This window comes from Curtobacterium sp. MEB011 (assembly GCF_030209655.1).
GTDB lineage: Bacteria > Actinomycetota > Actinomycetes > Actinomycetales > Microbacteriaceae > Curtobacterium > Curtobacterium poinsettiae.
On record NZ_JARVRN010000007.1, the window covers coordinates 109,288 to 131,494 of the forward strand.

Sequence of the window (22,207 nt, forward strand, 5' to 3'; positions counted from 1 at the left end):
GATGACGACGACGGCGACGACACCCAGACGACGGACGGGCAGCACTGCGGTCGCCGTGCTGGTGGCCGGGGCCTACTTCATGGAGCTGCTGGACGGCACCATCCTGGCGACCGCCGCGCCGGCGATGGGGCGTGACCTCGGAGTCGACTCCGCCGCGGTCGGTGTCGCGATCACCGCCTACCTCGTCACCCTCGCGGTGTTCATCCCGGTGTCCGGCTGGCTCACCGACCGGATCGGTTCGCGGACCGTCTTCGCCGGGGCCATCGCGCTGTTCACGATCGCGTCCGCACTGTGCGCGCTGTCGACCGGGCTGGTGGAGCTGACGCTGTGGCGCATCCTGCAGGGCCTCGGCGGAGCGCTCATGGTGCCCGTCGGCCGGCTCGTCGTGCTCCGGAGCGCCGGGCGCGAACAACTCGTCACCGCCATCGCCATCCTGACCTGGCCGGCCCTCGCCGCCCCGATCATCGCGCCGTTCATCGGCGGCGTGCTCGTCGAGACGCTGTCGTGGCACTGGATCTTCCTCATCAACATCCCGCTCGGCGTCATCGCGTTCGTCGCCGCCCTGGTGCTCGTCCCGCAGGAGCGTGCGGCGCAGCGGGTGCCGTTCGACTGGTTCGGGTCGCTGCTCGCCTGCGTCGGGCTCGGCTCGCTCGTCGTGATGGCGTCCCTGCTCGCACTCGACGTCATCCCGGTCCTGGCCGTCGTCGTGTCCGGTGTCGTCGGAGCCGTCTGCTGCTGGTTCGCGATCCGGCACTTCCGTCGGGCGCCGCACCCGATCATGGGGCTCGACGCGTTCCGGCTCGAGACGTTCCGGGTGTCGCACGCCGGCGGCAGCCTGTTCCGTCTGGCGGTGTCCGCGGTGCCGTTCGTGCTCCCGCTGCTGTTCCAGGACGCCTGGGGCTGGAGCGCCGTGCTCGCCGGGTCAGCGGTGCTCTGGGTGTTCGTCGGCAACCTCGGCATCAAGCCGATGACGACCCCGTTCCTGCGCTGGTGGGGCTACCGCCCGGTGATCATCGTGTCGTCGGCCATCGCCGCGCTGACCGTGGTCGCGATGGCGTTCATGACCGAGGACACCCCGTTCTGGCTGCTCGCCGTGCTGCTCGTCGTCAGCGGTGCTGCTCGCTCCGTCGGCTTCACGGCCTACAACACCATCGCCTTCGCCGACGTCGAGCAAGCAGACATGACCCCGGCGAACACGCTGTCGTCGACCCTGCAGCAGACCGCCGCGGGCTTCGGGGTCGCCGTCGCCGCGGTGGTCATCCGCGCGGCCTCGGGGCTCGGGGGCGACGGACCGTACACGGTGGCCTTCTGGGTCATCGCCGCCCTGCTCGTGGTCGCCTGCGTCGAGGGCATCCTGATGAGTCGCTCAGCGGGCGACACCGTCCGTCCGGTCCGCCGTGTCCGCGTCTGATCCCGCCGCTGTCCGTTTCCGTCACGGTCACACGGACGAAACCCGGCAGGCGTTACAGTCTCAGCAACCGTCCGCGGTACCCGAGTACGGTGACCGCGGCAGGGTGACCGGAACACCCGGACAGGAAGGCAGCATGGCCGCGCCAGAGCAGCAGAGCACGATCGCATCGGACCAGACCGTGCAGCCCACGCAGCTCCGTGTCGTCAGCTACAACCTCCGCGAGCACACCGCCAACGGCGAGCTCGCCGCACTGGCCGAGGCATCCGACGCCGACGTCCTGTGCGTGCAGGAGTGCGACAGCAACGACCTCGCTCCGTCGATCGGCGGCCTGTCGCTCGCCGCGTCGACCCGCACCAACCGACTCGGGCTCGCGATCTACAAGCGCGACGACCGCTTCGAGGTGCAGGACTTCAGCATCCACTCGCTGCAGAAGTCGCTGCACGACCGGGTCCTCGCACCCGCGCACGAACGGCTCATCGCGATGCACCTGCGCGACACCGAGGCCGACGCCGAGGTCGTCGTCGCGTCGTTCCACGCCTCACCGTTGACCGCGACGAACTCCCTGCGCCGCAAGCAGATCGAGGCGGCGCACCAGTTCCTGCGCGAGCTCGCGAAGGACGTCCCCGCGGTCATGGTCGGCGACTTCAACTACCCGTGGTTCCAGACGAACCTGCGTCGCAAGATCGAGCAGGGCGGGTTCGCACTGTCGCTGTCCGACCAGCCGACGTACCTGCGCTACCGAAAGTTCACGGGCCACTTCGACTTCGCGACGAGCGTCGGGCTGCACATCGCCGGCGTCGAGACCCTGCCGGCGGGCATCTCCGACCACCGTCCGATCCTGGTGCGAGCACACTACGAGCACCCCGGCGAGACCGGCGCCGTCACCACCGTCGAGGCTCCCGCCGCCTGACGGGTGCCCTCGGGCGCTGGCGGCTGGCGGCTGGCTGCCGTGGTCGTGCGACGTGCCGCGGGTGTGCCGCCGGCTGGTCACGAAGTGTCGGTTGGCGGCCCGGCGGGCGACGGTTCGCGACCAGCCGGCGGACGTGAGCGGGGAGTCGTGACCGCTCGGCGGACGACGCTGGGCGCGCCCGTTCAGCCCGCAACGCACTGGAGGCCCGGCGCCGGTCTCGTGGACCGGCACCGGGCCTCCAGGCGGTCGCCCGCAGAGCCCGCGACCGCGGGTCAGCGGCGCAGGGTCGCCCGCGCCAAGCGATTGCCGATGAACTGGCCGAGCTGCACGATGACGACGATCGCCGCCACCGAGACGTAGACCACCCACCAGTCGTAGCGCTGCGAGCCGTAGGTGATCGCGTACTCGCCGAGGCCGCCGCCACCGATCAACGCACCCTGCGCCGTCATGTCGACGATGCCGATGTAGATGAACGTGTAGCCGAGGATCAGGGGGCCGAGACCCTCGGGGATGAGCACGGTCAGCAGGATCGAGACGGGGTGCGCGCCCGAGGCCCGAGCCGCCTCGACGACGCCCGGGTCGACCGACAGCAGGTTCTGCTCGACGATCCGGGACACGGCGAAGGCCGCGGCCAGCGAGATCGCGAAGGTCACCGCGGGGACGCCGATCGTGGTCTGCACGACGACCCGCGACAACGGGGCGATCGCGGCGAGGAAGATCACGAACGGGATCGGGCGGATCAGGTTCACGAACACGTTGAGCACCGTGTATGCGGTGCGGTTGCCGAGCACGTTGCCCGGCCGGGTCGCGTAGAGCAGCAGGCCGAGCGCGAGGCCGATGACCCCGGCGATGACCAGCGAGATCAGCGACATCACGATGGTGTCGCGGATGGCCGCCAGGAAGACGTCGAACGTGTCGATCACGCTCTGGAACGAGTTGTTGTTCACGCGGCGGCCTCCTCGTCGGTCGTGACGCCGTCGGCGCGGAGCGCGGCGATCGCCCGGTCGATGGCGTCGGAATCGCCGGTCACCCCGGGCCCGCCGGACGCGCCGCCCGCTGCGCTCAGCTCGTAGGTGAGCGAGCCGATCCGACGCTCCCGGATCTCGCCGACCCCGCCGTAGACCAGCTCTGCGGTGACCCCGGCGGCGCGGAACGCGGCGTCGATGCGGTTCTGCAGCCCGGCCTCGTCGGTGATCTGCACCGTGACGAGCCGACCCGGGTGCCGGTCCCGGAGACGCCGGAGCGTCTCGGGCGAGGGCCGGTCGTGCAGCGCGGTGCGGACGAAGCGCTGCGCGGCACCGGTCTTCGGGGCGGAGAACACGTCGTAGACATCCCCGACCTCGACGACCCGGCCCTGCTCCATCACGGCGACCCGGTCGGCGATCTGCCGGACGGCGTCCATCTCGTGCGTGATGACGATGATCGTGACGCCGAGCTCCCGGTTCACCCGGCGCAGCAGCGCGAGCACCTCGGACGTGGTGTCCGGGTCGAGGGCGCTGGTGGCCTCGTCGGCGAGCAGCAGGTCGGGCGATGCCGCCAGGGCGCGGGCGATGCCGACGCGCTGCTTCTGGCCGCCGGACAGCTGCTCCGGGTAGGCGTGGGCACGCTCGAGCAAGCCGACGAAGTCGAGCAGCTCGGCGACACGGCGGTCCCGCTCGACCTTCGGCACACCGGCGACCTTGAGCGGGTACGCGACGTTGCCGGCGATCGTGCGGGACCGGAACAGGTTGAACTGCTGGAAGATCATCCCGATGTTCCGACGTGCCAGACGGCGGTCCCGCTCGGGGATCGCCGTCAGCTCGCGGCCCGCGACGGTGACCGTGCCGGAACTCGGCAGCTCGAGTGCGTTGACCAGGCGGACCAGGGTGGACTTGCCGGCACCGGAGTACCCGATGACGCCGAGGACCTCTCCCTGGTGCACGTCCAGGGAGACGTCCTCGACGGCCACCACGGTCTCGCCGGTGTCGGCGCGGCGGTAGTGCTTCGAGACGCCGCGGAGTTCGACGAGGACCGGCACTACTGCTTGGCCGCCTTCGCGTCCTGCTCGACCTGGGCGAGCTCGTCCTGCAGCTTCGAGGCGCTCTCGTCGCGGGCGACGGCCTCGGGCAGGTCCTTCGCGAAGGCCTTCTGCACGGCGTCGTCCTGGAACAGCTCCGCCAGCTCGAGGTAGGTCTTGTTGCCCTTGTCCTCGTCGCGGACGGCGAACACGTTCACGTACGGGGCAGCGGTTGCGCTCGAGGGGTCGTCCTGGTAGATCGCGTCCGAGATCGGCAGGCCGGCCGCGGTGGCGAAGTTGTTGTTCACGACGGCGGCGGCGACGGAGCCCTGCTGCAGCGCGTTCGCGGTCTGCGAGGCGTCGAGGGGCTGGACGTCGACCTTCTTCGTCTCGATGTCGTCCGCGGTGGAGAACGCCGAGCCACCGTCCTTGAGCGTGATCAGGTCCGCCGCCTGCAGGATCAGGAGCGCACGGGCCTGGTTGATCGAGTCGTTCGGGATCGCGACCTTCGCGTTCGCGGGCAGCTCGGACGGCTTGTCGTACTTCGTCGCGTAGAGCGGCAGCGGGTACACGGCGGTGGAGCCGATGGGCTGCAGGTCGTCGTCGGACGTGACGTTGTAGTCCGCCAGGTACTGGATGTGCTGGAACTGGTTGATGTCCAGCTGGCCGTCCTTGAGCGCGGGGTTCGGCAGCGAGTAGTCCGAGAAGTTCGTCAGCTTGACCGTGACGTTGAGCTTCTCCTTCGCCAGCTTCGTGTACGTGCTCCAGTAGCCGAGCGACTTGTCCGAGACACCGATCGTGACGGTCTTCGGCGCGGCGTCGCCGGCGGCACCGGCACCGTCGCTGCCGGAGCGCAGGGCTCCGACGACCACGGCGACGACGATGGCCACGACGACGATCGCGGCGGCGACGATCCAGCCGATCGGACGCTTGCCCTTCGGCTTCTCGGGCAGTGCTGGGGCTGCGGACATGCTGGTGCTCCTCGTGGGCCGTGCGTGCGGGGGAGCCGCGGTGGTCCGCGGCGTGGAGACGAGTGTGACCTGCGCCCCACCGCCGGAGCGAGTTCCGTTCCGTCGTGTTACGCAGCACTCGACCCGTGCCGCGTGCGTCGCAGGACGCGTCCCGACACGACTTGGTTGACTCGGACCGTGCGCAGCATCGAACTCGTCCTCGGCCCGGAGTCGGACGCCGCCGTGCGGTCGGCCTGGCAGGCCCTGATCGACGCCGACCTGCCGAGCCTGGGACGACACCCGTCCCCGTCGAACGCGCCGCACGTCACCCTGGCCGCCGGGGAGACGCTGCCCGTGCCCGCCGGGTTCCGCACCTCGGTCCCGACGTCGATCCGGCTGGGCGGGCTGCTGCTCTTCCCCGCGGGCGCCGGCCGTTCGGTGCTCGTGCGCGCGGTGGTCCTCGACACGGCGCTCACCACCTTCCACGACGAGGTGCACGCGGTCGCCCCCGGCGGCGTCGAGACGTCGGTGCCCGGGCACTGGTCGCCGCACGTCACGCTGGCGCGCCGGGTGCGCGACGAGGACCTGCCACGGGCGGTCGCGGCACTGCGTGCCGTGCCGCTGCCGGAGACGCTGGACGTGGGCGGTGTTCGGCACTGGGACGGTGAGACGCGGACGATCACGCCGCTCGCGTTCACGTCGATCTGACCTCCGGCGGGGCGACGGCAGCACTGCCCGGCACTGCGTGGCACTGCGCGGCACTGCGCTGCGCGGCCTGGAGGCCCGGGTCAGGTCCCGAGCACCCGCTCGCCGAATGCGGATGCGAACGTCCGACCCGGGTCGGCTCGGGCGACCAGGTCGCGGAAGTCCGCCAGCCGCGGGTACAGCGCGGCGATCGCCGCGTGGTCGAGCGAGCTCATCTTGCCCCAGTGCGGGCGGCCGTCGAAGGGCGCGAGCCGGGCCTCCAGGTCGGGCAGGAGCGCGGCGACCTCGGCCGGGTGCTTCTGCCAGGTGAACGCGATGCAGAGGACGTCCTCGCCCTGGGTCGGGCTGAGCCAGAGGTCGTCCGCGGCCATCGTCCGGAGTTCGCAGACGTGCAGGTGCGGCTGGATCCGGTCCGCCAGCTCTCGGAGCGCGTCGAGGGCTGCAGCGGCGTGCCGGAGCGGGACGAAGTGCTCGCTCTGCACCTCGGATCCGTGGCTCGGGACCGACCCGATCGGGAAGTGCGGCAGCCGGTCCCACCAAGGGCCGACCGAGCCGTCGCGCGCGGTCCGGTGGTCGTCGCCGGGGGTGCCGGGCAGGCGGGGTGCCCCGGCCAGTACGTCCGGAACCGGCACGTCCTCGGCGCCGTCGGGCACGCGCGACTTCACCAGGACCTCGGTGATCGCGTCACCGAACACCGTGTACGCGCACACCGAGTACGCGGCGGCGTGCACCTCGGCGACGTTCGCCGTGAAGGTGCCCCAGGGGATCGCGCCGTAGACGTCCTGACGCATCCGGTAGGTGGGCTCGACGTCGAGGGTCACCCGGGTCACGATGCCGAGCAGGCCGAGGTGCAGCACCGCACCGTCGAACCCCGGGTCCGTCCGGTCGATCGTCCGGGCGGAGCCGTCCGGACCGAGCACCTCGAACGCGCGCACGGCGGTGGCGAGTGACCCCAGCGCCGTGCCGGAGCCGTGGGTACCGGTCGCGACCGCGCCCCCGACGGAGATGTGCGGCAGTGATCCGGTGTTGTGCAGGGCGAACCCGGCGCGGTCGATGTCGGACGCGACGTCGCCGTACCGGGTGCCGGCACCGAGCGTCACCGAGCGGTGCTCGGCGTCGACGACCAGGTCGGTGGGGATCCCGGTCAGGTCGAGCAGGACGCCCGGGGAGTCGGCGACGTCGTTGAAGGAGTGCCGGGTGCCGAGTCCGTGCGCCCGTTCGGCGTCCGCCACGACCTGGGCGGCCTCGTCGATCGACGACGGACGGACGACCCGTTCGGCCGTGTACGTGACCGTGCCGGACCAGTTGAGCTCGCTCGTCGTCGACCGCATGGCGCCCACCCTGCCACGCAGTCCGGCGCCCGGCGCGAGCCGGGTGTGAGCCGGGCGCCGGTCCCCGTCACGGGGTCGGCGCCCGGCGGGGTCCGTCGGTCAGTGCGCGGGCGGGGGCGTCGGCGCGCCCTCGGGCACCTCGGGTCGGCGGACGAACACCGACGCCAGGATGCCGAACAGCGAGATGATCGCACCGACCATGAAGGCGGTACCGACGCCCGACGCGGTGGCCACCTGGACCCCACGGGCACCGGAGCCCTCGACGGCGGTGGCCGCACCGATCGTCAGCAGCGTGACGAACAGGGCGGTGCCCGCTGCACCGGCGAGCTGCTGCGCCGTGCCGAGCACCGCGCTGCCGTGCGAGTACAGCTTCGGGGGCAGCCCGCCGAGCGCCGCGGTGAACAGCGGCGTGAAGGTCAGGGCCAGCCCGATGCTCAGCACCACGTGCGCACCGAGGACGAACCACACGCTCGTGTCGACGCCGACGGTGGAGAGCGCCCAGAGCACGGCGCTGACGATGATCGATCCGGGGATGAGCAGCACGCGCGGGCCGCGGCGGTCGTAGATGCGACCGACGATGGGGGAGAGCAGGCCCATCAGCAGACCACCGGGGAGCAGCAGCAGGCCGACCTGCAGGACCTCGAGCCCGAGGACGCGCTCCAGGTAGATGGGCAGCAGGATGAGCGTGCCGAACATCGCCATGAAGCTCAGACCCATCGCGACGATCGGCACCGTGAAGCCGCGGGTGCGGAACGTGCGCAGGTCGAGCAGGGCGCTGTCGGTGCGCTGCAGGCGCGTCTGCCGGACGATGAACACCGCGAGGGCGACGGCGCCGACGACCAGGGCGGTCACCGGGACGAGCGGACCGGTCGCGCCGGCTTCACCGATGCTGGACAGGCCGTAGACGATGCCGCCGAACGCGAAGGCGGAGAGCACCACCGAGACGACGTCGATCGGCGCCTTGCGCGGCGTCGAGACGTTCTGCACCTTGACCATGCCGAGGATGAGCGCCGCGATCGCGATGGGCAGCACGAAGCCGAACAGCCAGCGCCACGAGAAGGCGTTGAGGATCAGGCCGGAGATCGTCGGGCCGATCGCCGGTGCGACCGAGATGACGATGGAGATGTTGCCCATGATGCGGCCACGGTGCGCGGGGTCGACGAGGGTCAGGACCGTCGTCATGAGCAGCGGCATCATGATCGCGGTGCCGCTGGCCTGCACGATGCGGCCGATGAGCAGCACCGTGAACCCGGGGGCGAGCAGGGCGATCAGCGTGCCGACCGAGAACAGGCCCATGGCCCAGACGAACACCGGGCGGGTGTTGAACCGCTGCAGCAGGAACCCGGTGATCGGGATGACGACCGCCATGGTGAGCAGGAAGCCGGTGGTCAGCCACTGACCGGTCGCGGCGCTGATGTCGAGGTCGTCCATGAGCCGGGGCAGCGCCACGCCCATGATCGTCTCGTTGAGGATGACGACGAACGCGGAGACGAGCAGCAGCCCGATCACGAGTCGGGTCTCGGCAGCGGACGGCTGCGAGACGCTTCCCGTGCGGGGGGCGGAATCGACGGCCTGGGTCATGCGGGTGCTCCTGGTGGGTCACGACGGGTGGAACGGGTGTGGCGCAGGGCGCGCAGACAGGCCAACTCCCTGAGTGGATGCGATTATTCCGCTTCGCTGGCGACGTCCGCAGGTGGACGATCGGCGCCGCCCCCGACGTGCCCGTGCGACGTCGGGCGTGTCCGCTCAGTGCAGGATCGCGAACCCGTCGGCGTCCCCGTGCGGCACGACCGACCGCAGGGAGACGTCGGTCACGGTCGCCGACGGCGGCCCGGTGCGCAGGCACGCCATCAGCGAGTCGACCGCGACCGAGGGGCCCTCGGCCTCGACCTCGACCGTGCCGTCCCAGAGGTTCCTCGCGTAGCCGACCAGGTCGAGCCCGTCGGCCTTCCGAGCGGTCCAGTACCGGAAGCCGACCCCCTGGACGGTCCCCGACACCACGGCATGCACCCTCGTCACCGTCGTCATGCCCTCCACGCTAACCGCGGCGTGCTCCCGGGAGTTTTCGGCCCCGTGACGATCTGTTTCCGGCTCGTGACGAGCGCGCACCGTCGGCAGTGATAGTGTCATCCCAACCCGAACACTTCGAGTCAGATTGACACTATCTCCCTCATGGACGAACCAGGCATCCGCGTCGCGGTCTCCACCGTGATCGTGGCGCTGCGCCCGCACCCCGACACCGGTGCGCCGGCGCTGTGGATGCCACTCGTGCGTCGCGTCGCCGAACCGTTCGAGGGATCCTGGGCGCTCCCCGGCGGCTGGGTCGGCGACGACGAGGGGCTCGAGGACTCGGCGGCCGCCCGACTGCGCGAGACGACGAACGTCCAGCCGCGCTACCTCGAGCAGCTCTACGCGTTCGGCGACGTCGGACGCTCCCCGAGCCGGGTCGTGTCGATCGTGTACTGGGCGCTCGTGCACCCGGACGAGGCGAACGTCGTGCCCGACGACTGGAACGTCCGGTGGTTCCTGGCCGATGAGCACCCGCCGCTCGCCTTCGACCACGACCGCATCGTCGAGTACGCCCTGTGGCGGCTGCGCAACAAGATGTCGTACTCGCGGATCGCGCAGGCGTTCCTCGGTGACCGGTTCACCCTCGCCGAACTCCGCGGCGTGTACGAGGCGGTGCTCGGCCGAGCACTCGACCCCGCGAACTTCCGTCGGCAGGTCGAGAAGACCGACGCGGTCCTGCCGACCGACGAGACCACGAGCGGGGGCCGGCACCGTCCGGCTCGGCTGTACCGCTCGAACCCCGACCTGGCCTACGCGGACAACGGCCCGCTGCAGACCGGGGCCGATCAGCACCAGCAGCGGAACCGATAGGAAACCCCGTGTCCATCGCCACGACGATCGAGCTCATCTCCAACGGCAAGGCCGGCGGCAGCACCTGCACGCCCGACCTCGCGATGCCGACGTGGGACTTCGACTCCCGCCCCGGGTACGGCCCGGGATCGTCGATGTCCGACGTCATCCCGACGAGTGCCCCGCGCCAGGGCGTCCTGCCCGACGAGTACAAGACGGCCCCGACCGACGAGCTCCACGAGCGCATCGAGCGGGCGAAGGCCACCCTCGGCGACCGGGTCGTCGTCCTCGGGCACTTCTACCAGCGCGACGAGGTCGTCCGGCACGCGGACTTCCTCGGTGACTCGTTCCAGCTCGCGAACGCCGCCCTGACCAAGCCCGACGCCGAGGCGATCGTGTTCTGCGGCGTGCACTTCATGGCCGAGACCGCCGACATCCTGGCGCGCGACGACCAGCGCGTGATCCTGCCGAACCTGGCCGCCGGCTGCTCGATGGCGGACATGGCCGACATCGACAGCGTCGAGGCCGCGTGGGCCGAGCTCACCGCCGTGTACGGCACCGAGCCCGACGCCGACGGCCGCGTGCCCGTGATCCCGGTCACCTACATGAACTCCGCCGCCGACCTCAAGGCCTTCTGCGGGCGCAACGGCGGCATCGTCTGCACCTCGTCGAACGCAGCGACGGTGCTCGAGTGGGCCTTCGAGCGCGGGCAGCGCGTCCTGTTCTTCCCCGACCAGCACCTCGGCCGCAACACCGCGAAGGCGATGGGCATCAGCACCGACCTGATGCCGATGTGGAACCCCCGGAAGCCCCTCGGCGGCAACGAGACGAGTGACCTCGAAGCGGCGAAGGTCATCCTCTGGCACGGCTTCTGCTCGGTGCACCGTCGCTTCACGGTCGACCAGATCGACCAGGCCCGCCGCGAGCACCCGGGCGTGCGGGTCATCGTGCACCCGGAGTGCCCGATGGCCGTCGTCGACGCCGCCGACCATGCCGGCAGCACCGACCTGATCCGGAAGACCGTCGCTGCCGCCACCGAACCGACCACCTTCGCGATCGGCACCGAGATCAACATGGTCAACCGGCTCGCCGCCGAGTACCCGCAGCACACGATCTTCTGCCTCGACCCGGTCGTCTGTCCCTGCTCGACGATGTACCGGATCCACCCGGGCTACCTCGCCTGGGTGCTCGAGGCACTCGTCCGCGGCGAGGTCCTCAACGAGATCGTCGTCCCCGCCGACGTGCAGGCCGACGCCAAGGTCGCGCTCGAGCGCATGCTCGCGGCGAAGCCCCGCGGCTGACACACGAGTCCGACCGAACGAGGGAGACCACCGTGCACGTCGTCATCGTCGGCTCCGGCATCGCCGGGCTGACCGCAGCGATCCGCGCCAGTGCCCTGCACGACGTCACACTCGTGACGAAGGGGGCGCTCGCCGACAGTGCCACCGCGTACGCCCAGGGCGGCATCGCGGTGGCGCTCGGTGCCGACGACTCCGCGGCACTGCACCAGGCAGACACCCACGTCGCCGCAGCCGGCAGCGCCGACGCGCGTGCCGTCGAGGTCCTGTGCAACGACGGCCCGGCCCGCGTCCGCGACCTGCTCGCCCTCGGGGTGCCCTTCGACCGGTCGTCGGACCCGGCGACCCTCGACCGGTACGGCGACGACCTGGCCCGCGGTCGTGAAGCCGCGCACGGCCGGTGGCGCGTCGTGCACGCCGACGGTGACGCGACCGGGGCCGCCGTCGAGCGCACCCTCATCGCGGCACTGCACCGACGGCACGTCACGATCCTGGAGCGCACCAGCCTGACCGACCTCGTCGTCCGTGACGGGGCAGTCGTCGGCGTCGACGTCCTGGACCTGCTCGGAGAACCCCGCCGGCTCGACGCGGACGCCGTCGTCATCGCGTCCGGGGGAGCGGGGCACCTGTACCGCGAGACGACGAACCCCCTGGTGGCGACGGGCGACGGGGTCGCCGCCGCCTGGCGAGCCGGCGCCGTCCTCGCCGACCTGGAGTTCGTCCAGTTCCACCCGACGCGGCTGGCGGTCCCCGGCGGCGGCCTGGTGTCCGAAGCCGTCCGCGGTGAAGGTGCCGTCCTCCGCGACGCCGCCGGACACCGCTTCATGACGGACGTGCACCCGGACGCCGAGCTCGCCCCGCGTGACGTCGTCGCCCGCGGGATCGCCGCCGCGGTGCGCGACCAGGGCGGCGCACCCGTGCTCCTCGACGCCACCGGCCTCGACGCCGGGTTCCTGGTCGCCCGGTTCCCCGGACTCACCCGGGCCACCCGCGCCGCCGGGTTCGACTGGACCCGCGAGGGCGTCCCGGTCGCACCGGCCGCGCACTACTCGATGGGCGGCATCGCCACCGACGCCGAGGGCCGCACCAGCCTGCCCGGACTCCTCGCCGTCGGTGAAGCCGCCTGCACCGGGGTCCACGGCGCCAACCGGCTCGCCTCGAACTCCCTGCTCGAGGGGCTCGTCTTCGCGGTCCGCGCAGCGGACGCGGTCACCGCACCGCGACCCGGCCTGCTCCGCCTGCGCGGGGACGCCGGTCTCCACGTCACCAGCGTGCCCCGAGCGGCCGACGCGACCCCTTCCTCCCCCCACCTGCTCGGCCGTCACGCCGCTCCGCAGGCTCCGCAGCGCGCCGGAACCGGCAGGCGTGGGCCCAGTCCGACCCGGCCTGGAGGCGCGACCCACCTCGACGACGCCGGTGCCGTCCGGCAGGCGGTCCAGTCCGTCATGACGGACCGCGTCGGCCTGCTCCGTGACGCCGTCGGGCTGGCGAGCGCGCGCCGCGACCTCGACGCGCTGACCGCGCCGACCGGCGGCGGCGGCGTGCGTGAGCACGAGGACCGTGCGCTCCTCGACCTGGCCCGACTCGTCGCGCTCGCCGCCGAGGCCCGCACCGAGTCCCGCGGGGCGCACGCCCGCACCGACCACCCCGACACCGACCCCACCGCCCCGGCCTCGTACGCCTGGGTCGCCGACCGCACCGACGCCGGTCCCGACCAGCACGCCCACGAACGCGCCGACGGCTCCGCAGTCGCCCCGCAGGAGGTACCCGCATGACCACCGACCCCGGCACCATCCCGCCGCACGCGCTCCGTCGGGTGATCGAGACCGCGCTCGAGGAGGACGCGCCCTGGGGCGACGTCACCAGCGAGACCCTGATCCCCGCGGAGGCGACCGCGACCGCCACCCTCGGCGCGCGCGAGTCCGGCGTACTGAGCGGCGGGTCGGTGTTCGTCGCCGTGATGCACGCCGTCGACCCGTCGATCCAGGCTGTGGTGCACGTCGCCGACGGCACGCGCTTCGCGGCGGGCGACGTCCTCGCGACCGTGACCGGGTCAGCGCGGGCCGTGCTGCGGGCCGAACGGGTCGCCCTCAACCTGGTGCAGCGGATGTCGGGCATCGCCACGGTCACCGCGGCCCACGTCGCCGCCGCCGCGGGCACGTCCGCGCGGATCGTCGACACCCGGAAGACGACGCCGGGCCTCCGAGCACTCGAGCGGTACGCCGTCCGGTGTGGTGGCGGACACAACCACCGCACCTCGCTCTCCGACGCCGTGCTCGCCAAGGACAACCACCTGGCGGTGCTCCTGGCCGGCGGGATCGGCATCGGCGACGCGATCGCCCAGGCCCGACAGCGGCTCGGGCACACCGTGCACGTGGAGGTCGAGGTGGACCGCATCGACCAGATCGAAGCAGTCGTCGCGGCCGGGGTCGACACGGTCATGCTCGACAACTTCACCCCCGACGACCTGGTGACCGGGGTCGGGATCGTCGCCGGGCGCGCGCTCGTCGAGGCCTCGGGAGGCGTGTCGCTCGACACCATCGCGGCGATCGCGGCCACCGGCGTCGACGTCATCTCGGTCGGGGCGCTGACCCACTCGGCGCGGGCGCTCGACCTGGGGCTCGACATCGACGTCGCGGTGCCCGAGCACGTCGCGGTGCCCGTGCAGGACTAGTCGTGTTCTACCTGGACCGCGCGGCCACCACCCCGGTCCGCCGCGAGGTGCTCGAGGCGATGTGGCCCTACCTGACGGGGGTGTTCGGCAACCCCTCGTCGACGCACGGGGTCGGGGACGAGGCCGCGCGAGGACTCACCGCCGCACGGACCGCCGTCGCCGCGGTGCTCGGGTGCCGGCCCGCCGAGGTCGTCTTCACCACCGGCGGCACCGAGGGGGCGAACACCGCGATCAAGGGGATCGCCCTCGCCGCGCCCCGCGGTCGGCACGTGGTCACGAGCGCCATCGAGCACGAGGCCGTGCTCGAGAGCTGCGCCTACCTCGCCCGCTTCCACGACTTCGACGTCACCGTGCTGCCCGTCGGGCCGGACGGCCGCGTCGACCCGGCGGTGCTGCGCGCGGCGCTCCGCCCGGACACCACACTCGTCTCGATCGCGCACGCCGACAACGAGATCGGCACCGTGCAGGACGTCCCCGTGCTCGCCGCGGTGGCGCACGAGGTCGGGGCGCGGTTCCACACCGACGCCGTGCAGTCCGCGCCCTGGCTGCCGATCGGCCTCGGGACCCTGGGCGTCGACGCGCTGTCGTTGTCCGGGCACAAGCTCGGTGCTCCGAAGGGCACCGGCGTGCTCGCCGTGGGTTCCGGCGTCCCGCTCGAGCCGCTGCTGCACGGCGGTGGTCAGGAACGGGGACGGCGGTCCGGCACCGAGGACGTGGCCGGAGCGGTGGCGGTGGCCACGGCGCTCGGGCTGGCGGCGGAGTCGGTGCGGTCGGGGGCGGGCACGGCGACCACGGTGCGCGACGCGGTGCTCGACGGCGTGCTCGCCGCCGTCCCCGGTGCGTTCGTCTCCGGGTCGCGGGAGCACCGGCTGCCCGGGCACGCGTCGTTCTGCTTCCCGGGCGTCAACGGCGAGACCGTCCTGCTCGAGCTCGAGCAGCGCGACGTCGTGTCGTCGTCGGGCAGCGCCTGCGCAGCGGGCAGCACGGAAGCCTCGCACGTGCTCACGGCGCTCGGGATCCCCGAGGACGTGGCCCGGACCGGGCTCCGTCTGACGTTCGACGCGACGCTCACGGCCGGCGATGTCCCGTTCGTCGTGGGGGCCGTGGCCGACGCCGTGGCGACCGTCCGCGCCCTCGGCTGAGGTGTACTAGACGTTCTACTCCATCTCTGGGTACGTGTCCCCTCTTCTGCGGACAACCGATCTGCGTCAGAGTGTCGTCATGGCGAACGTGATGGTGGCCCGGACACGACGGGACGACCGCTTCCGAGCGGTGCAGCTCCTGCCGGCGCCGGCCACCCTCGTCGCGCTCGCCCTGGCAGCGCAGCACGACCTCGGCACGGCCCCGCTCGGGCTCATCGCCGTGGTCGGAGCGCTCGCGACCGCCGGGAGTGCCCTGCTCCCGATGGTCCGGCCAGCCGCCGCCCACCGGTCGATGCCTGCACCGACCGAGACGGACCGGTACCGAGAGGACACCGAACACCCTTGAGGTCCACCACCGTGCGGTTCCCCTGAACCGAGCCGCGCGGTGGACCCAGACCGGATGTCGACCCCCTGATCGGCGTCCGGCGCGGGGCGCGACGTTCCCCTGTCGTCGTGTCCCGCGGTACACCGCGATCCCGCCGTGGGTCGACGTCCGCACCTCTCCAGCGGCGTCGGTTCCCCTGCAGCCCACGGCGGGTTCCGGTTCCCCGGTAGCGTCGGTGCATGCCCTCGTACCGCGTGACCCTGGCGATCGGTGCCCTCGCGTCCGGCACGGCCCCGGACGCCGTCCTGCCCGCCGCAGCATCCCTGGTGCGCGAACACGCCGTGGTCGAGGCCGAGGACGTCCGACTGCTCCGCGGTGTGCCGTGCGCCGTCGTGCGCTTCGAGGCCGAGGACGACCGGGCCGCCGCAGCCGTGCGGGACGCCACCGTCGACGGGCTGCGCGACGTCGTCGAGATCCGCTCCGACGTGGTCACCCGGCGCGAGGGCGGCCGCTGGATCCCGGTCGCCTGACGGTCTGGCGGTCGCCTGACCCTCAGACGGGGTGCGTCGCCGTCTCGGGGGTCCCCGGCCAGACGTAGTCCAGGTCGTCCGGCACGTCGGGGAACAGCTCCCGGTAGTGCTCGGGCGCCTTCTGCACGAGCTTCGAGCGGTGTGAGACGTGCAGGGCCTCGTCGTCGTTCCACGGCGGGATCGGCACGTCGCCGCGCTCGTACGCCGCCAGGTCCTCCGGGATCCGGCCCAGGTCGAGCAGGGTCTTCTCGAGACACGTGTCGGCGTACCCGCGCTCGGCCCAGACACGGCACGTGGCCTCCTGGTACGCCATCAGCGCCGGACGGTACCCACGCCACATCGCCGTCACCGGGTGGTGCTGCCAGCCGTAGTCGGGGAGCGTCAGTGCGCGCATCACCTGCAGTGTCTCGACCCGCTGCTTGCCGAGCCGCCGGTCGTCGAGGACCTCGGCGGATGCCCGGAAGTCGGCGTACGGCAGGAAGGTCTGCATGGCGCGGACGCTACCCCGACCGACTGGCACCCGACACATGTCGTCACGAACGTGCCGCCCGCCCCGGCAGCGTGTGAGCATCGACCGCATGAGCGGAGAACTGGTCGTCGGCGTCAGTGGCAGCCCATCGGACCCCTCGCGGACCTCGACCCTGGTCGCGGCGACGGTGGCCCGGTTGGCCGAGGAGATCGACGGCGCCCGGACCGAGACGATCGAGATCGGCCCGCTGCTGGCCGACCTCGGCGCGGCCTCGGGTCGCGAGACGATGTCCGACCGCACCCGCCGGGCCCTCGAGACGGTGGAGGCCGCGGACGTGCTCGTCGTCGGCAGCCCGGCCTTCCGCGCGGCCTACTCCGGCGCCTTCAAGCTGTTCTTCGACTGGGTCGGCCAGTACGACCTCGTCGACACCCCGGTGCTCCTCACTGCCACCGGTGGCAGCGACCGGCACGCCCTGCTCGTCGAGCACCAGATGCGCCCGTTGTTCGGCTTCTTCCAGTCCACGACGCTGCCGCTCGGGGTGTTCGGCAACGAGCGGGACTTCACCAAGCGCGAGGGTGGCTACGACATCGCGAGCGTCGACCTCGAGCTCCGCATCGACCAGGCCGTGCGCCGCGCCGTACCGCTGATCCGTGGCGGCTTCGCCACCGCAGGCCTCACCGACGTGCGGCGTCCCGCCGACTTCTGATCCGCGCGCGTGCGCCCCGTCCTTCCGGGCGTACCCGGTGCTTCCGGGTGTCCCTGGTCGGAAGTTCCCATCAGGGACGCCCGGAACCACCTGGCATCGCGCGTGTGATGGGAAGGAACGGGCGCGACCCGGCGTGAGCAGCAGGCGGACGGGAGGCCCGTGGCGGCGCCGCCACGGGCCTCCCGGTCTTCTGTGGGTCAGGCGAGCAGGGACGCGACGTGCGCGACCGCCAGTCGGTAGCCGTCGGCACCCGCGCCGGCGATGACCGCCGTCGCGGCGGTGGCGACGTGGTCGACGTGGCGGAACGGCTCGCGCTTCCACGTGTTCGACAGGTGCACCTCGACGACGGGGACCCACAGGGCCTCCACCGCGTCGTGCAGTGCGACCGAGGTGTGCGCGTACGCGGCGGGGTTGATCACGACCGCGGCGAAGTCGTCGAGCGCCTCGTGCAGCCACTCCACCAGCTCGCCCTCGCGGTTGGTCTGGCGGAAGTCGGCCTCGAGCCCGTGCACCGCTGCCTCGGTGTGCACGATCGCCTCGATCTCGGCGAGCGTCACGGTGCCGTACTGCTCCGGGTCGCGGCGCCCGAGGATGTCGAGGTTCGGGCCGTTGAGGACGAGGATGCGCGACGCGTCGGTCATGGGCCGAGCGTAGCGAACGGGGGGAGCGATGCGCGGCGCGGACGATGCATGCGCGGGCTATGTGAACGGTCACAAACCGGTGTAACGTCTTCGTCCGGGTCGGCAGAGTTGTCGACTGCAACACACTGACGTGGAGATGTGAATGGTTCTCGCTGCAGCGAACGAAGGGATCCGGCTCGACTTGGGCTGGGTCGACTACCTGATGATCATCGTGTACTTCGCGGTCGTCATCGGGATCGGGTTCACCGCCCGCAAGCAGGTCCGGACGAGCATGGACTTCTTCCTGTCCGGCCGCTCGATGCCGGCGTGGATCACGGGCCTGGCGTTCGTGTCCGCGAACCTCGGTGCCACCGAGATCCTCGGCATGGCGGCGAACGGTGCCCAGATCGGCATGGCCACCCTGCACTACTACCTCGTCGGCGCCGTGCCCGCGATGGTGTTCCTCGGCCTCGTGATGATGCCGTTCTACTACGGCTCGAAGGTCCGCTCGGTGCCGGAGTTCATGCTGCGCCGCTTCGGCAAGGCGCCGCACCTGGTGAACGCGATCGCGTTCGCGGTGTCGAACGTGCTCATCGCGGGCATCAACCTGTACGCGATGGCCATCGTCATCGAGGCCATGCTCGGCTGGCCGGAGTGGCTGGCGATCATCGTCTCCGCGGGCTTCGTGCTCGTCTACATCACCCTCGGCGGACTCTCGAGCGCGATCTACAACGAGGTCATGCAGTTCTTCGTGATCATCGCCGGACTCATCCCGCTGACGATCGTCGGTCTGCACCGCGTCGGCGGGTGGGACGGCCTGTCGAAGGCCATCACCGAGACCCAGGGCGTGCAGCACCTGCAGGCCTGGGCCGGCACCGGCTTCGGTGACGTCACCAACCCCATCGGCGCCAACTGGCTCGCCATCGTGCTCGGCCTGGGCTTCGTGCTCGGGTTCGGCTACTGGACCACGAACTTCACCGAGGTGCAGCGCGCCTTCTCGGCGAAGAACATGTCCGCGGCCCGCCGCACCCCGCTCATCGCCGCGATCCCGAAGCTCTTCATCCCGGCCATCGTCGTCATCCCCGGCCTCATCGCCGCGGCCGTCGTGGGCAACCAGTTCGCCGACGGCACGCTCACCTACAACGACGCGATCCCGAAGCTCATCCAGATGTACCTGCCGACCGGTGTGCTCGGCATCGCGGTGACCGGTCTGCTGGCATCGTTCATGGCCGGCATGGCGGCGAACGTCTCGTCGTTCAACACCGTCTTCACCTACGACATCTGGCAGCGCTACATCCGCCCGAACATGCCCGACCTGCACTACCTGAAGACGGGCCGCTGGGTCACCGTCGTCGGCGTCGTGGTCGGCATCGCGACCGCGTTCATCGCGGCCCAGGCGTCGAACATCATGACCTACATGCAGACGCTGTTCTCGTTCTTCAACGCACCGCTGTTCGCCGTGTTCATCCTCGGCCTGCTGTGGAAGCGCATGACGACGCAGGGTGCGCTGTGGGGCTACGTCCTCGGCATCGTGACCCCGACGATCACCTGGATCGCGTACCTGGTGAACCCCGACCTGTTCGCCACGGCCACCGCGGAGACCCTGTACGGCGCGATCATCTCGTTCGTCACCGTGATGGTCGTCGGCTTCGTCGTCTCGATGCTGACCAAGCCGAAGGACGAGAAGGAACTCGGCGGGCTCGTCTACGGCATCGGCAAGATCGACCTGCACGGCGACTCGGTCGCGACGGACACCGCCTGGTACCGCTCGCCCGCGCTGCTCGGCACCGTCGCGCTCGTGCTGTGCGTCGTCCTGTACCTCCCGTTCCTCTGATCCGCGAAGGAGACCACTGCTCATGAGTGAAACCACCACCCCCGGCGCGATGACCGAGGAGCAGAAGGCTGCCCTGGTCCGCTCCACCCGCCGGCTCGACCTGCGCCGCATCCTCGGCGGCCTGTTCGTCCTGTACGGCGTGATCACCACCATCGTCGGGATCGTGCACTGGAACACCGACCCCGAGAAGACCGGCGGGATCCACATCAACCTGTGGGTCGGGATCTCGCTGCTCGTCGGCGGCGGGCTGTTCTTCCTCTGGGACCGCCTGAACCCCGTGCCCGCCGAGGACATCATCGGCCAGGCCGAGGCCGAGGCACACCAGCGTGCCGCGGGCGAGGGGCGCGAGCTGGCCTGAGCCCGTCTGGCTCGGGCATCCCCGGCCTGACGCAGAACGACGAAGTCGCTGTCGCACGACAGCGACTTCGTCGTTTCCGCCCTCATCGTCGGACTCCCGTACCGGTTGGTTCCCCCACGAAACGGTTGCGCGCTGATCCAGCTGGGTCCAGGTTGAGCGGAACGAAAGGAACCGCCATGGAAACGATGGTCTTCATCAACCTGCCCGTCACCGACCTCGAGCGCTCGAAGACGTTCTACGAGGCGCTCGGGTACTCGATCAACCCGGCGTTCAGCGACGACACCGCAGCGTGCGTGGTGGTGAGCGACACGATCTCCGTCATGATCCTGACGACGGCGAAGTTCGCGGACTTCACCGACAAGACGATCGCCGGTCCGGACACGATCGAGGTCATCAACTCGCTCAGCGCACCGTCGAAGGAGGACGTCCACCGTGTCGTCGACGCCGCGGTGGCAGCCGGCGGCACCGAGGACCGCCCGGAGATGGACCTCGGCTTCATGTACCAGCGGAGCTTCACCGACCCGGACGGACACCGCTGGGAGTACGTGTGGATGGACGAGCAGGCGACGCAGGACGGTCCGCCCGCCGAGTGAGTCCCGGGGTGTCGGCGGCGCCCGCCAGGATGGTCGCATGAGCACCGAGCCCGTCGCCGTCCCGCCCGTGCCCGACCTCGTCACCGGTGACGACGGCCTGGCCCGGCCCGTCTGGGCGTCGTCGGACGACCTGCTTCGCGCCTACTACGACACCGAGTGGGGCATGCCCGTGCGCGATGAACGCGGGGTGTTCGAGCGGCTGTCGCTCGAGGCGTTCCAGTCCGGTCTGTCGTGGCGCACGATCCTGGCGAAGCGACCGGCGTTCCGGGCAGCCTTCGCCGACTTCGACCCCGACACCGTCGCAGCCTTCGGCGAGGACGACGTCGCACGGCTGATGGCCGACGCGGGGATCGTCCGGAACCGCGCGAAGATCCTCGCGACGATCACCAACGCGGACGCCACGACCGCCCTGCGGCAGGACGGCGGGCTCGCCGAGTTCGTGTGGTCGTTCCGGCCGACGACCACGCCCGAGCCGCGGTCCTCCGCCGAGGTCCCGACGAAGTCGGATGAGTCCCTCGCCCTGTCGAAGGCGCTGCGGAAGCGCGGCTTCGCCTTCGTCGGGCCGACGACGATGTACGCCCTGATGGAAGCGCTCGGCATCGTCGACACCCACCTGGTCGGCAGCCACCGGCGCGGAACCTCGGGCGTCTGGAACTGACGGCCGAGCCCACGAGCACGAGAACGAGAGCGCCGGGACTATGGTCACGACATGGCCGACGAGATCCGGATCGCGTTCCTGCTGTTCCCGCACCTGACCCAGCTGGACCTGACCGGTCCGGCCCAGGTGCTCAGCCGCGTGCCCGGCGCGCGCGTCGAGTACGTCGCGGCGACGCTCGACCCCGTGCCGAGCGACTGCGGCCTCGAGCTCGTCCCCACCGTGACGATCCAGGATGCAGGCGCCGCGGACGTGCTGGTCGTCCCCGGCGGTGACGGTGCCTTCGACGCGATGCTCGACCCGGACGTCGTGGCCTTCGTCCGGCGCCAGGCCGAGGACGCCACGTGGATGACGTCGGTGTGCACCGGGGCCTTCGTGCTCGGCGCCGCCGGGCTGCTCGCCGGCCGTCGCGCGACGACCCACTGGGCCTCGAAGCCGATGCTCGAGGCCTTCGGTGCGCAGCCGGTCGACGCCCGGATCGCTCGGGACGGCGCCGTCGTCACCGCCGCCGGGGTGAGCGCGGGCATCGACATGGCGCTGTGGCTCGCGGCCGAGCTCGCCGGACGCCCCGCGGCCGAGGCGATCCAGCTGCAGATCGAGTACGACCCGCAGCCACCGTTCGACCACGGATCAGCCGAGCGCGCCGACGCCGTCGTCATCGCCCGGGCCCGTGCAGCAGCCGAGGAATCGCGCGGCGACCGGGTGACCCGCGCCGCCGCAGCCGTCCTGCGCTGACGCGGACCTCCACACGGTCACGAATCCCCGCTGGTCTCCGCCGAGTGGTCACGACACGTCGTTCCGGGCGCGGCCAGCCGACACTTCGTGACCGCTCGGGGCCATG

At 71.4% G+C, this 22,207-nt stretch carries 24 protein-coding genes; 16 read left to right on the top strand and 8 right to left on the bottom strand.

Features of this window, described 5'->3' with window-relative positions:
• Nucleotide 1 precedes the first annotated feature (1 nt).
• Both QRN30_RS09910 and QRN30_RS09915 read left to right on the top strand, forming a co-directional pair.
• Nucleotides 2-1,411 (top strand): MFS transporter, encoded by a 1,410-nt coding sequence (locus tag QRN30_RS09910; RefSeq protein ID WP_274006589.1) that lies wholly within the window; start codon nt 2-4, stop codon nt 1,409-1,411.
• Between the two features lie 133 nt (nt 1,412-1,544).
• Nucleotides 1,545-2,321: an endonuclease/exonuclease/phosphatase family protein gene (locus QRN30_RS09915; RefSeq protein ID WP_017888523.1), complete on the top strand. Its 777-nt coding sequence runs from the start codon at nt 1,545-1,547 to the stop codon at nt 2,319-2,321.
• Between the two features lie 272 nt (nt 2,322-2,593).
• On the opposite strand, the gene QRN30_RS09920 is transcribed toward QRN30_RS09915, so the two are convergent.
• Genes QRN30_RS09920 through QRN30_RS09930 form a run of 3 tightly spaced genes read right to left on the bottom strand, consistent with a single transcriptional unit; the run spans nt 2,594 to nt 5,288 of the window.
• Nucleotides 2,594-3,268 carry a methionine ABC transporter permease gene (locus QRN30_RS09920; RefSeq protein ID WP_017888525.1) on the bottom strand — a complete coding sequence of 225 codons (675 nt, stop codon included), beginning with the start codon at nt 3,266-3,268 and terminating at the stop codon, nt 2,594-2,596.
• On the bottom strand, nt 3,265-4,338 hold the full coding sequence (locus tag QRN30_RS09925) for a methionine ABC transporter ATP-binding protein (protein ID WP_284761021.1): 1,074 nt from the start codon (nt 4,336-4,338) through the stop codon (nt 3,265-3,267). The genes QRN30_RS09920 and QRN30_RS09925 overlap by 4 nt, the downstream gene beginning before the upstream one ends.
• Complete coding sequence (locus QRN30_RS09930) at nt 4,338-5,288, bottom strand: MetQ/NlpA family ABC transporter substrate-binding protein (protein WP_017888527.1); 951 nt, start codon at nt 5,286-5,288, stop codon at nt 4,338-4,340. The genes QRN30_RS09925 and QRN30_RS09930 overlap by 1 nt, the downstream gene beginning before the upstream one ends.
• A gap of 177 nt (nt 5,289-5,465) precedes the next feature.
• On the opposite strand from QRN30_RS09930, the gene QRN30_RS09935 reads away from it, so the two are divergent.
• On the top strand, nt 5,466-5,975 hold the full coding sequence (locus QRN30_RS09935) for a 2'-5' RNA ligase family protein (RefSeq protein ID WP_194589799.1): 510 nt from the start codon (nt 5,466-5,468) through the stop codon (nt 5,973-5,975).
• An 80-nt stretch (nt 5,976-6,055) separates the two neighbouring features.
• On the opposite strand, the gene QRN30_RS09940 is transcribed toward QRN30_RS09935, so the two are convergent.
• From QRN30_RS09940 to QRN30_RS09950, 3 genes are all read right to left on the bottom strand, one after another.
• Entirely contained in the window at nt 6,056-7,303 is a 1,248-nt protein-coding gene (locus QRN30_RS09940; protein ID WP_284761023.1) for a D-arabinono-1,4-lactone oxidase, read from the bottom strand.
• 99 nt (nt 7,304-7,402) lie between these two features.
• Complete coding sequence (locus tag QRN30_RS09945; protein ID WP_140449020.1) at nt 7,403-8,884, bottom strand: MDR family MFS transporter; 1,482 nt, start codon at nt 8,882-8,884, stop codon at nt 7,403-7,405.
• A 165-nt stretch (nt 8,885-9,049) separates the two neighbouring features.
• Nucleotides 9,050-9,331, bottom strand: a complete 282-nt coding sequence (locus QRN30_RS09950; RefSeq protein WP_052481700.1) for an acylphosphatase — start codon at nt 9,329-9,331, stop codon at nt 9,050-9,052.
• 144 nt (nt 9,332-9,475) lie between these two features.
• Between QRN30_RS09950 and QRN30_RS09955 the strand changes: the two genes are divergently transcribed.
• The 7 genes from QRN30_RS09955 to QRN30_RS09985 all read left to right on the top strand — a co-directional run bounded on the left by QRN30_RS09955 (nt 9,476) and on the right by QRN30_RS09985 (nt 16,131).
• On the top strand, nt 9,476-10,183 hold the full coding sequence (locus QRN30_RS09955; RefSeq protein WP_017888532.1) for an NUDIX hydrolase: 708 nt from the start codon (nt 9,476-9,478) through the stop codon (nt 10,181-10,183).
• A gap of 8 nt (nt 10,184-10,191) precedes the next feature.
• Nucleotides 10,192-11,463, top strand: coding sequence for a quinolinate synthase NadA (gene nadA, locus QRN30_RS09960; RefSeq protein ID WP_056070561.1), 1,272 nt, complete (start codon nt 10,192-10,194; stop codon nt 11,461-11,463).
• A 32-nt stretch (nt 11,464-11,495) separates the two neighbouring features.
• Nucleotides 11,496-13,235 carry an L-aspartate oxidase gene (locus tag QRN30_RS09965; protein ID WP_284761026.1) on the top strand — a complete coding sequence of 580 codons (1,740 nt, stop codon included), beginning with the start codon at nt 11,496-11,498 and terminating at the stop codon, nt 13,233-13,235.
• The gene (gene nadC, locus QRN30_RS09970) at nt 13,232-14,134 is read left to right on the top strand and encodes a carboxylating nicotinate-nucleotide diphosphorylase (RefSeq protein ID WP_284761027.1); all 903 of its coding nucleotides are present in this window, start codon (nt 13,232-13,234) and stop codon (nt 14,132-14,134) included. Before QRN30_RS09965 ends, nadC begins: the two co-directional genes overlap by 4 nt.
• A 2-nt stretch (nt 14,135-14,136) precedes the next feature.
• Nucleotides 14,137-15,276 (top strand): cysteine desulfurase family protein, encoded by a 1,140-nt coding sequence (locus tag QRN30_RS09975; protein ID WP_284761029.1) that lies wholly within the window; start codon nt 14,137-14,139, stop codon nt 15,274-15,276.
• 79 nt (nt 15,277-15,355) lie between these two features.
• Nucleotides 15,356-15,622, top strand: a complete 267-nt coding sequence (locus QRN30_RS09980; RefSeq protein WP_017888537.1) for a hypothetical protein — start codon at nt 15,356-15,358, stop codon at nt 15,620-15,622.
• Between the two features lie 218 nt (nt 15,623-15,840).
• A complete protein-coding gene (locus QRN30_RS09985; protein WP_214532910.1) occupies nt 15,841-16,131 on the top strand; it encodes a hypothetical protein in 291 nt (96 codons plus the stop codon).
• Between the two features lie 22 nt (nt 16,132-16,153).
• Here QRN30_RS09985 and QRN30_RS09990 read toward each other — a convergent pair whose 3' ends face one another.
• Complete coding sequence (locus QRN30_RS09990; protein WP_284761031.1) at nt 16,154-16,621, bottom strand: MSMEG_6728 family protein; 468 nt, start codon at nt 16,619-16,621, stop codon at nt 16,154-16,156.
• An 88-nt stretch (nt 16,622-16,709) separates the two neighbouring features.
• Here QRN30_RS09990 and QRN30_RS09995 point away from each other — a divergent pair, with 88 nt between their 5' ends.
• Nucleotides 16,710-17,306, top strand: coding sequence for an NAD(P)H-dependent oxidoreductase (locus QRN30_RS09995; RefSeq protein ID WP_056071056.1), 597 nt, complete (start codon nt 16,710-16,712; stop codon nt 17,304-17,306).
• Between the two features lie 197 nt (nt 17,307-17,503).
• Here the strand turns inward: QRN30_RS09995 and aroQ are convergent, their stop codons facing one another.
• Nucleotides 17,504-17,947, bottom strand: coding sequence for a type II 3-dehydroquinate dehydratase (aroQ, locus tag QRN30_RS10000; protein ID WP_017888541.1), 444 nt, complete (start codon nt 17,945-17,947; stop codon nt 17,504-17,506).
• 142 nt (nt 17,948-18,089) lie between these two features.
• Between aroQ and QRN30_RS10005 the strand changes: the two genes are divergently transcribed.
• The 5 genes from QRN30_RS10005 to QRN30_RS10025 all read left to right on the top strand — a co-directional run bounded on the left by QRN30_RS10005 (nt 18,090) and on the right by QRN30_RS10025 (nt 22,101).
• Nucleotides 18,090-19,760 (top strand): sodium:solute symporter family protein, encoded by a 1,671-nt coding sequence (locus QRN30_RS10005; RefSeq protein WP_284761033.1) that lies wholly within the window; start codon nt 18,090-18,092, stop codon nt 19,758-19,760.
• Nucleotides 19,761-19,782: 22 nt separating this feature from the next.
• Nucleotides 19,783-20,118 (top strand): hypothetical protein, encoded by a 336-nt coding sequence (locus QRN30_RS10010; RefSeq protein WP_284761034.1) that lies wholly within the window; start codon nt 19,783-19,785, stop codon nt 20,116-20,118.
• 176 nt (nt 20,119-20,294) lie between these two features.
• Nucleotides 20,295-20,711: a VOC family protein gene (locus QRN30_RS10015; RefSeq protein WP_284761035.1), complete on the top strand. Its 417-nt coding sequence runs from the start codon at nt 20,295-20,297 to the stop codon at nt 20,709-20,711.
• A 37-nt stretch (nt 20,712-20,748) separates the two neighbouring features.
• Entirely contained in the window at nt 20,749-21,369 is a 621-nt protein-coding gene (locus QRN30_RS10020; RefSeq protein ID WP_284761036.1) for a DNA-3-methyladenine glycosylase I, read from the top strand.
• Between the two features lie 51 nt (nt 21,370-21,420).
• Nucleotides 21,421-22,101 carry a DJ-1/PfpI family protein gene (locus tag QRN30_RS10025; protein WP_274006572.1) on the top strand — a complete coding sequence of 227 codons (681 nt, stop codon included), beginning with the start codon at nt 21,421-21,423 and terminating at the stop codon, nt 22,099-22,101.
• Nucleotides 22,102-22,207 lie beyond the last annotated feature (106 nt).

Bases quoted from the DNA above. Each gene is read 5' to 3' on its own strand.
- QRN30_RS09980 (WP_017888537.1), top strand. From the start codon at position 15,356: ATGGCGAACGTGATGGTGGCCCGGACACGACGGGACGACCGCTTCCGA.
- QRN30_RS10005 (WP_284761033.1), top strand. From the start codon at position 18,090: ATGGTTCTCGCTGCAGCGAACGAAGGGATCCGGCTCGACTTGGGCTGG.
- QRN30_RS09985 (WP_214532910.1), top strand. From the start codon at position 15,841: ATGCCCTCGTACCGCGTGACCCTGGCGATCGGTGCCCTCGCGTCCGGC.
- QRN30_RS10025 (WP_274006572.1), top strand. From the start codon at position 21,421: ATGGCCGACGAGATCCGGATCGCGTTCCTGCTGTTCCCGCACCTGACC.
- QRN30_RS09955 (WP_017888532.1), top strand. From the start codon at position 9,476: ATGGACGAACCAGGCATCCGCGTCGCGGTCTCCACCGTGATCGTGGCG.
- QRN30_RS09945 (WP_140449020.1), bottom strand. From the start codon at position 8,884: ATGACCCAGGCCGTCGATTCCGCCCCCCGCACGGGAAGCGTCTCGCAG.
- nadC (WP_284761027.1), top strand. From the start codon at position 13,232: ATGACCACCGACCCCGGCACCATCCCGCCGCACGCGCTCCGTCGGGTG.
- QRN30_RS09950 (WP_052481700.1), bottom strand. From the start codon at position 9,331: ATGACGACGGTGACGAGGGTGCATGCCGTGGTGTCGGGGACCGTCCAG.
- QRN30_RS10020 (WP_284761036.1), top strand. From the start codon at position 20,749: ATGAGCACCGAGCCCGTCGCCGTCCCGCCCGTGCCCGACCTCGTCACC.
- QRN30_RS09990 (WP_284761031.1), bottom strand. From the start codon at position 16,621: ATGCAGACCTTCCTGCCGTACGCCGACTTCCGGGCATCCGCCGAGGTC.
- QRN30_RS09930 (WP_017888527.1), bottom strand. From the start codon at position 5,288: ATGTCCGCAGCCCCAGCACTGCCCGAGAAGCCGAAGGGCAAGCGTCCG.
- QRN30_RS09910 (WP_274006589.1), top strand. From the start codon at position 2: ATGACGACGACGGCGACGACACCCAGACGACGGACGGGCAGCACTGCG.
- aroQ (WP_017888541.1), bottom strand. From the start codon at position 17,947: ATGACCGACGCGTCGCGCATCCTCGTCCTCAACGGCCCGAACCTCGAC.
- QRN30_RS10015 (WP_284761035.1), top strand. From the start codon at position 20,295: ATGGAAACGATGGTCTTCATCAACCTGCCCGTCACCGACCTCGAGCGC.
- QRN30_RS09940 (WP_284761023.1), bottom strand. From the start codon at position 7,303: ATGCGGTCGACGACGAGCGAGCTCAACTGGTCCGGCACGGTCACGTAC.
- QRN30_RS09915 (WP_017888523.1), top strand. From the start codon at position 1,545: ATGGCCGCGCCAGAGCAGCAGAGCACGATCGCATCGGACCAGACCGTG.
- QRN30_RS10010 (WP_284761034.1), top strand. From the start codon at position 19,783: ATGAGTGAAACCACCACCCCCGGCGCGATGACCGAGGAGCAGAAGGCT.
- QRN30_RS09995 (WP_056071056.1), top strand. From the start codon at position 16,710: ATGAGCGGAGAACTGGTCGTCGGCGTCAGTGGCAGCCCATCGGACCCC.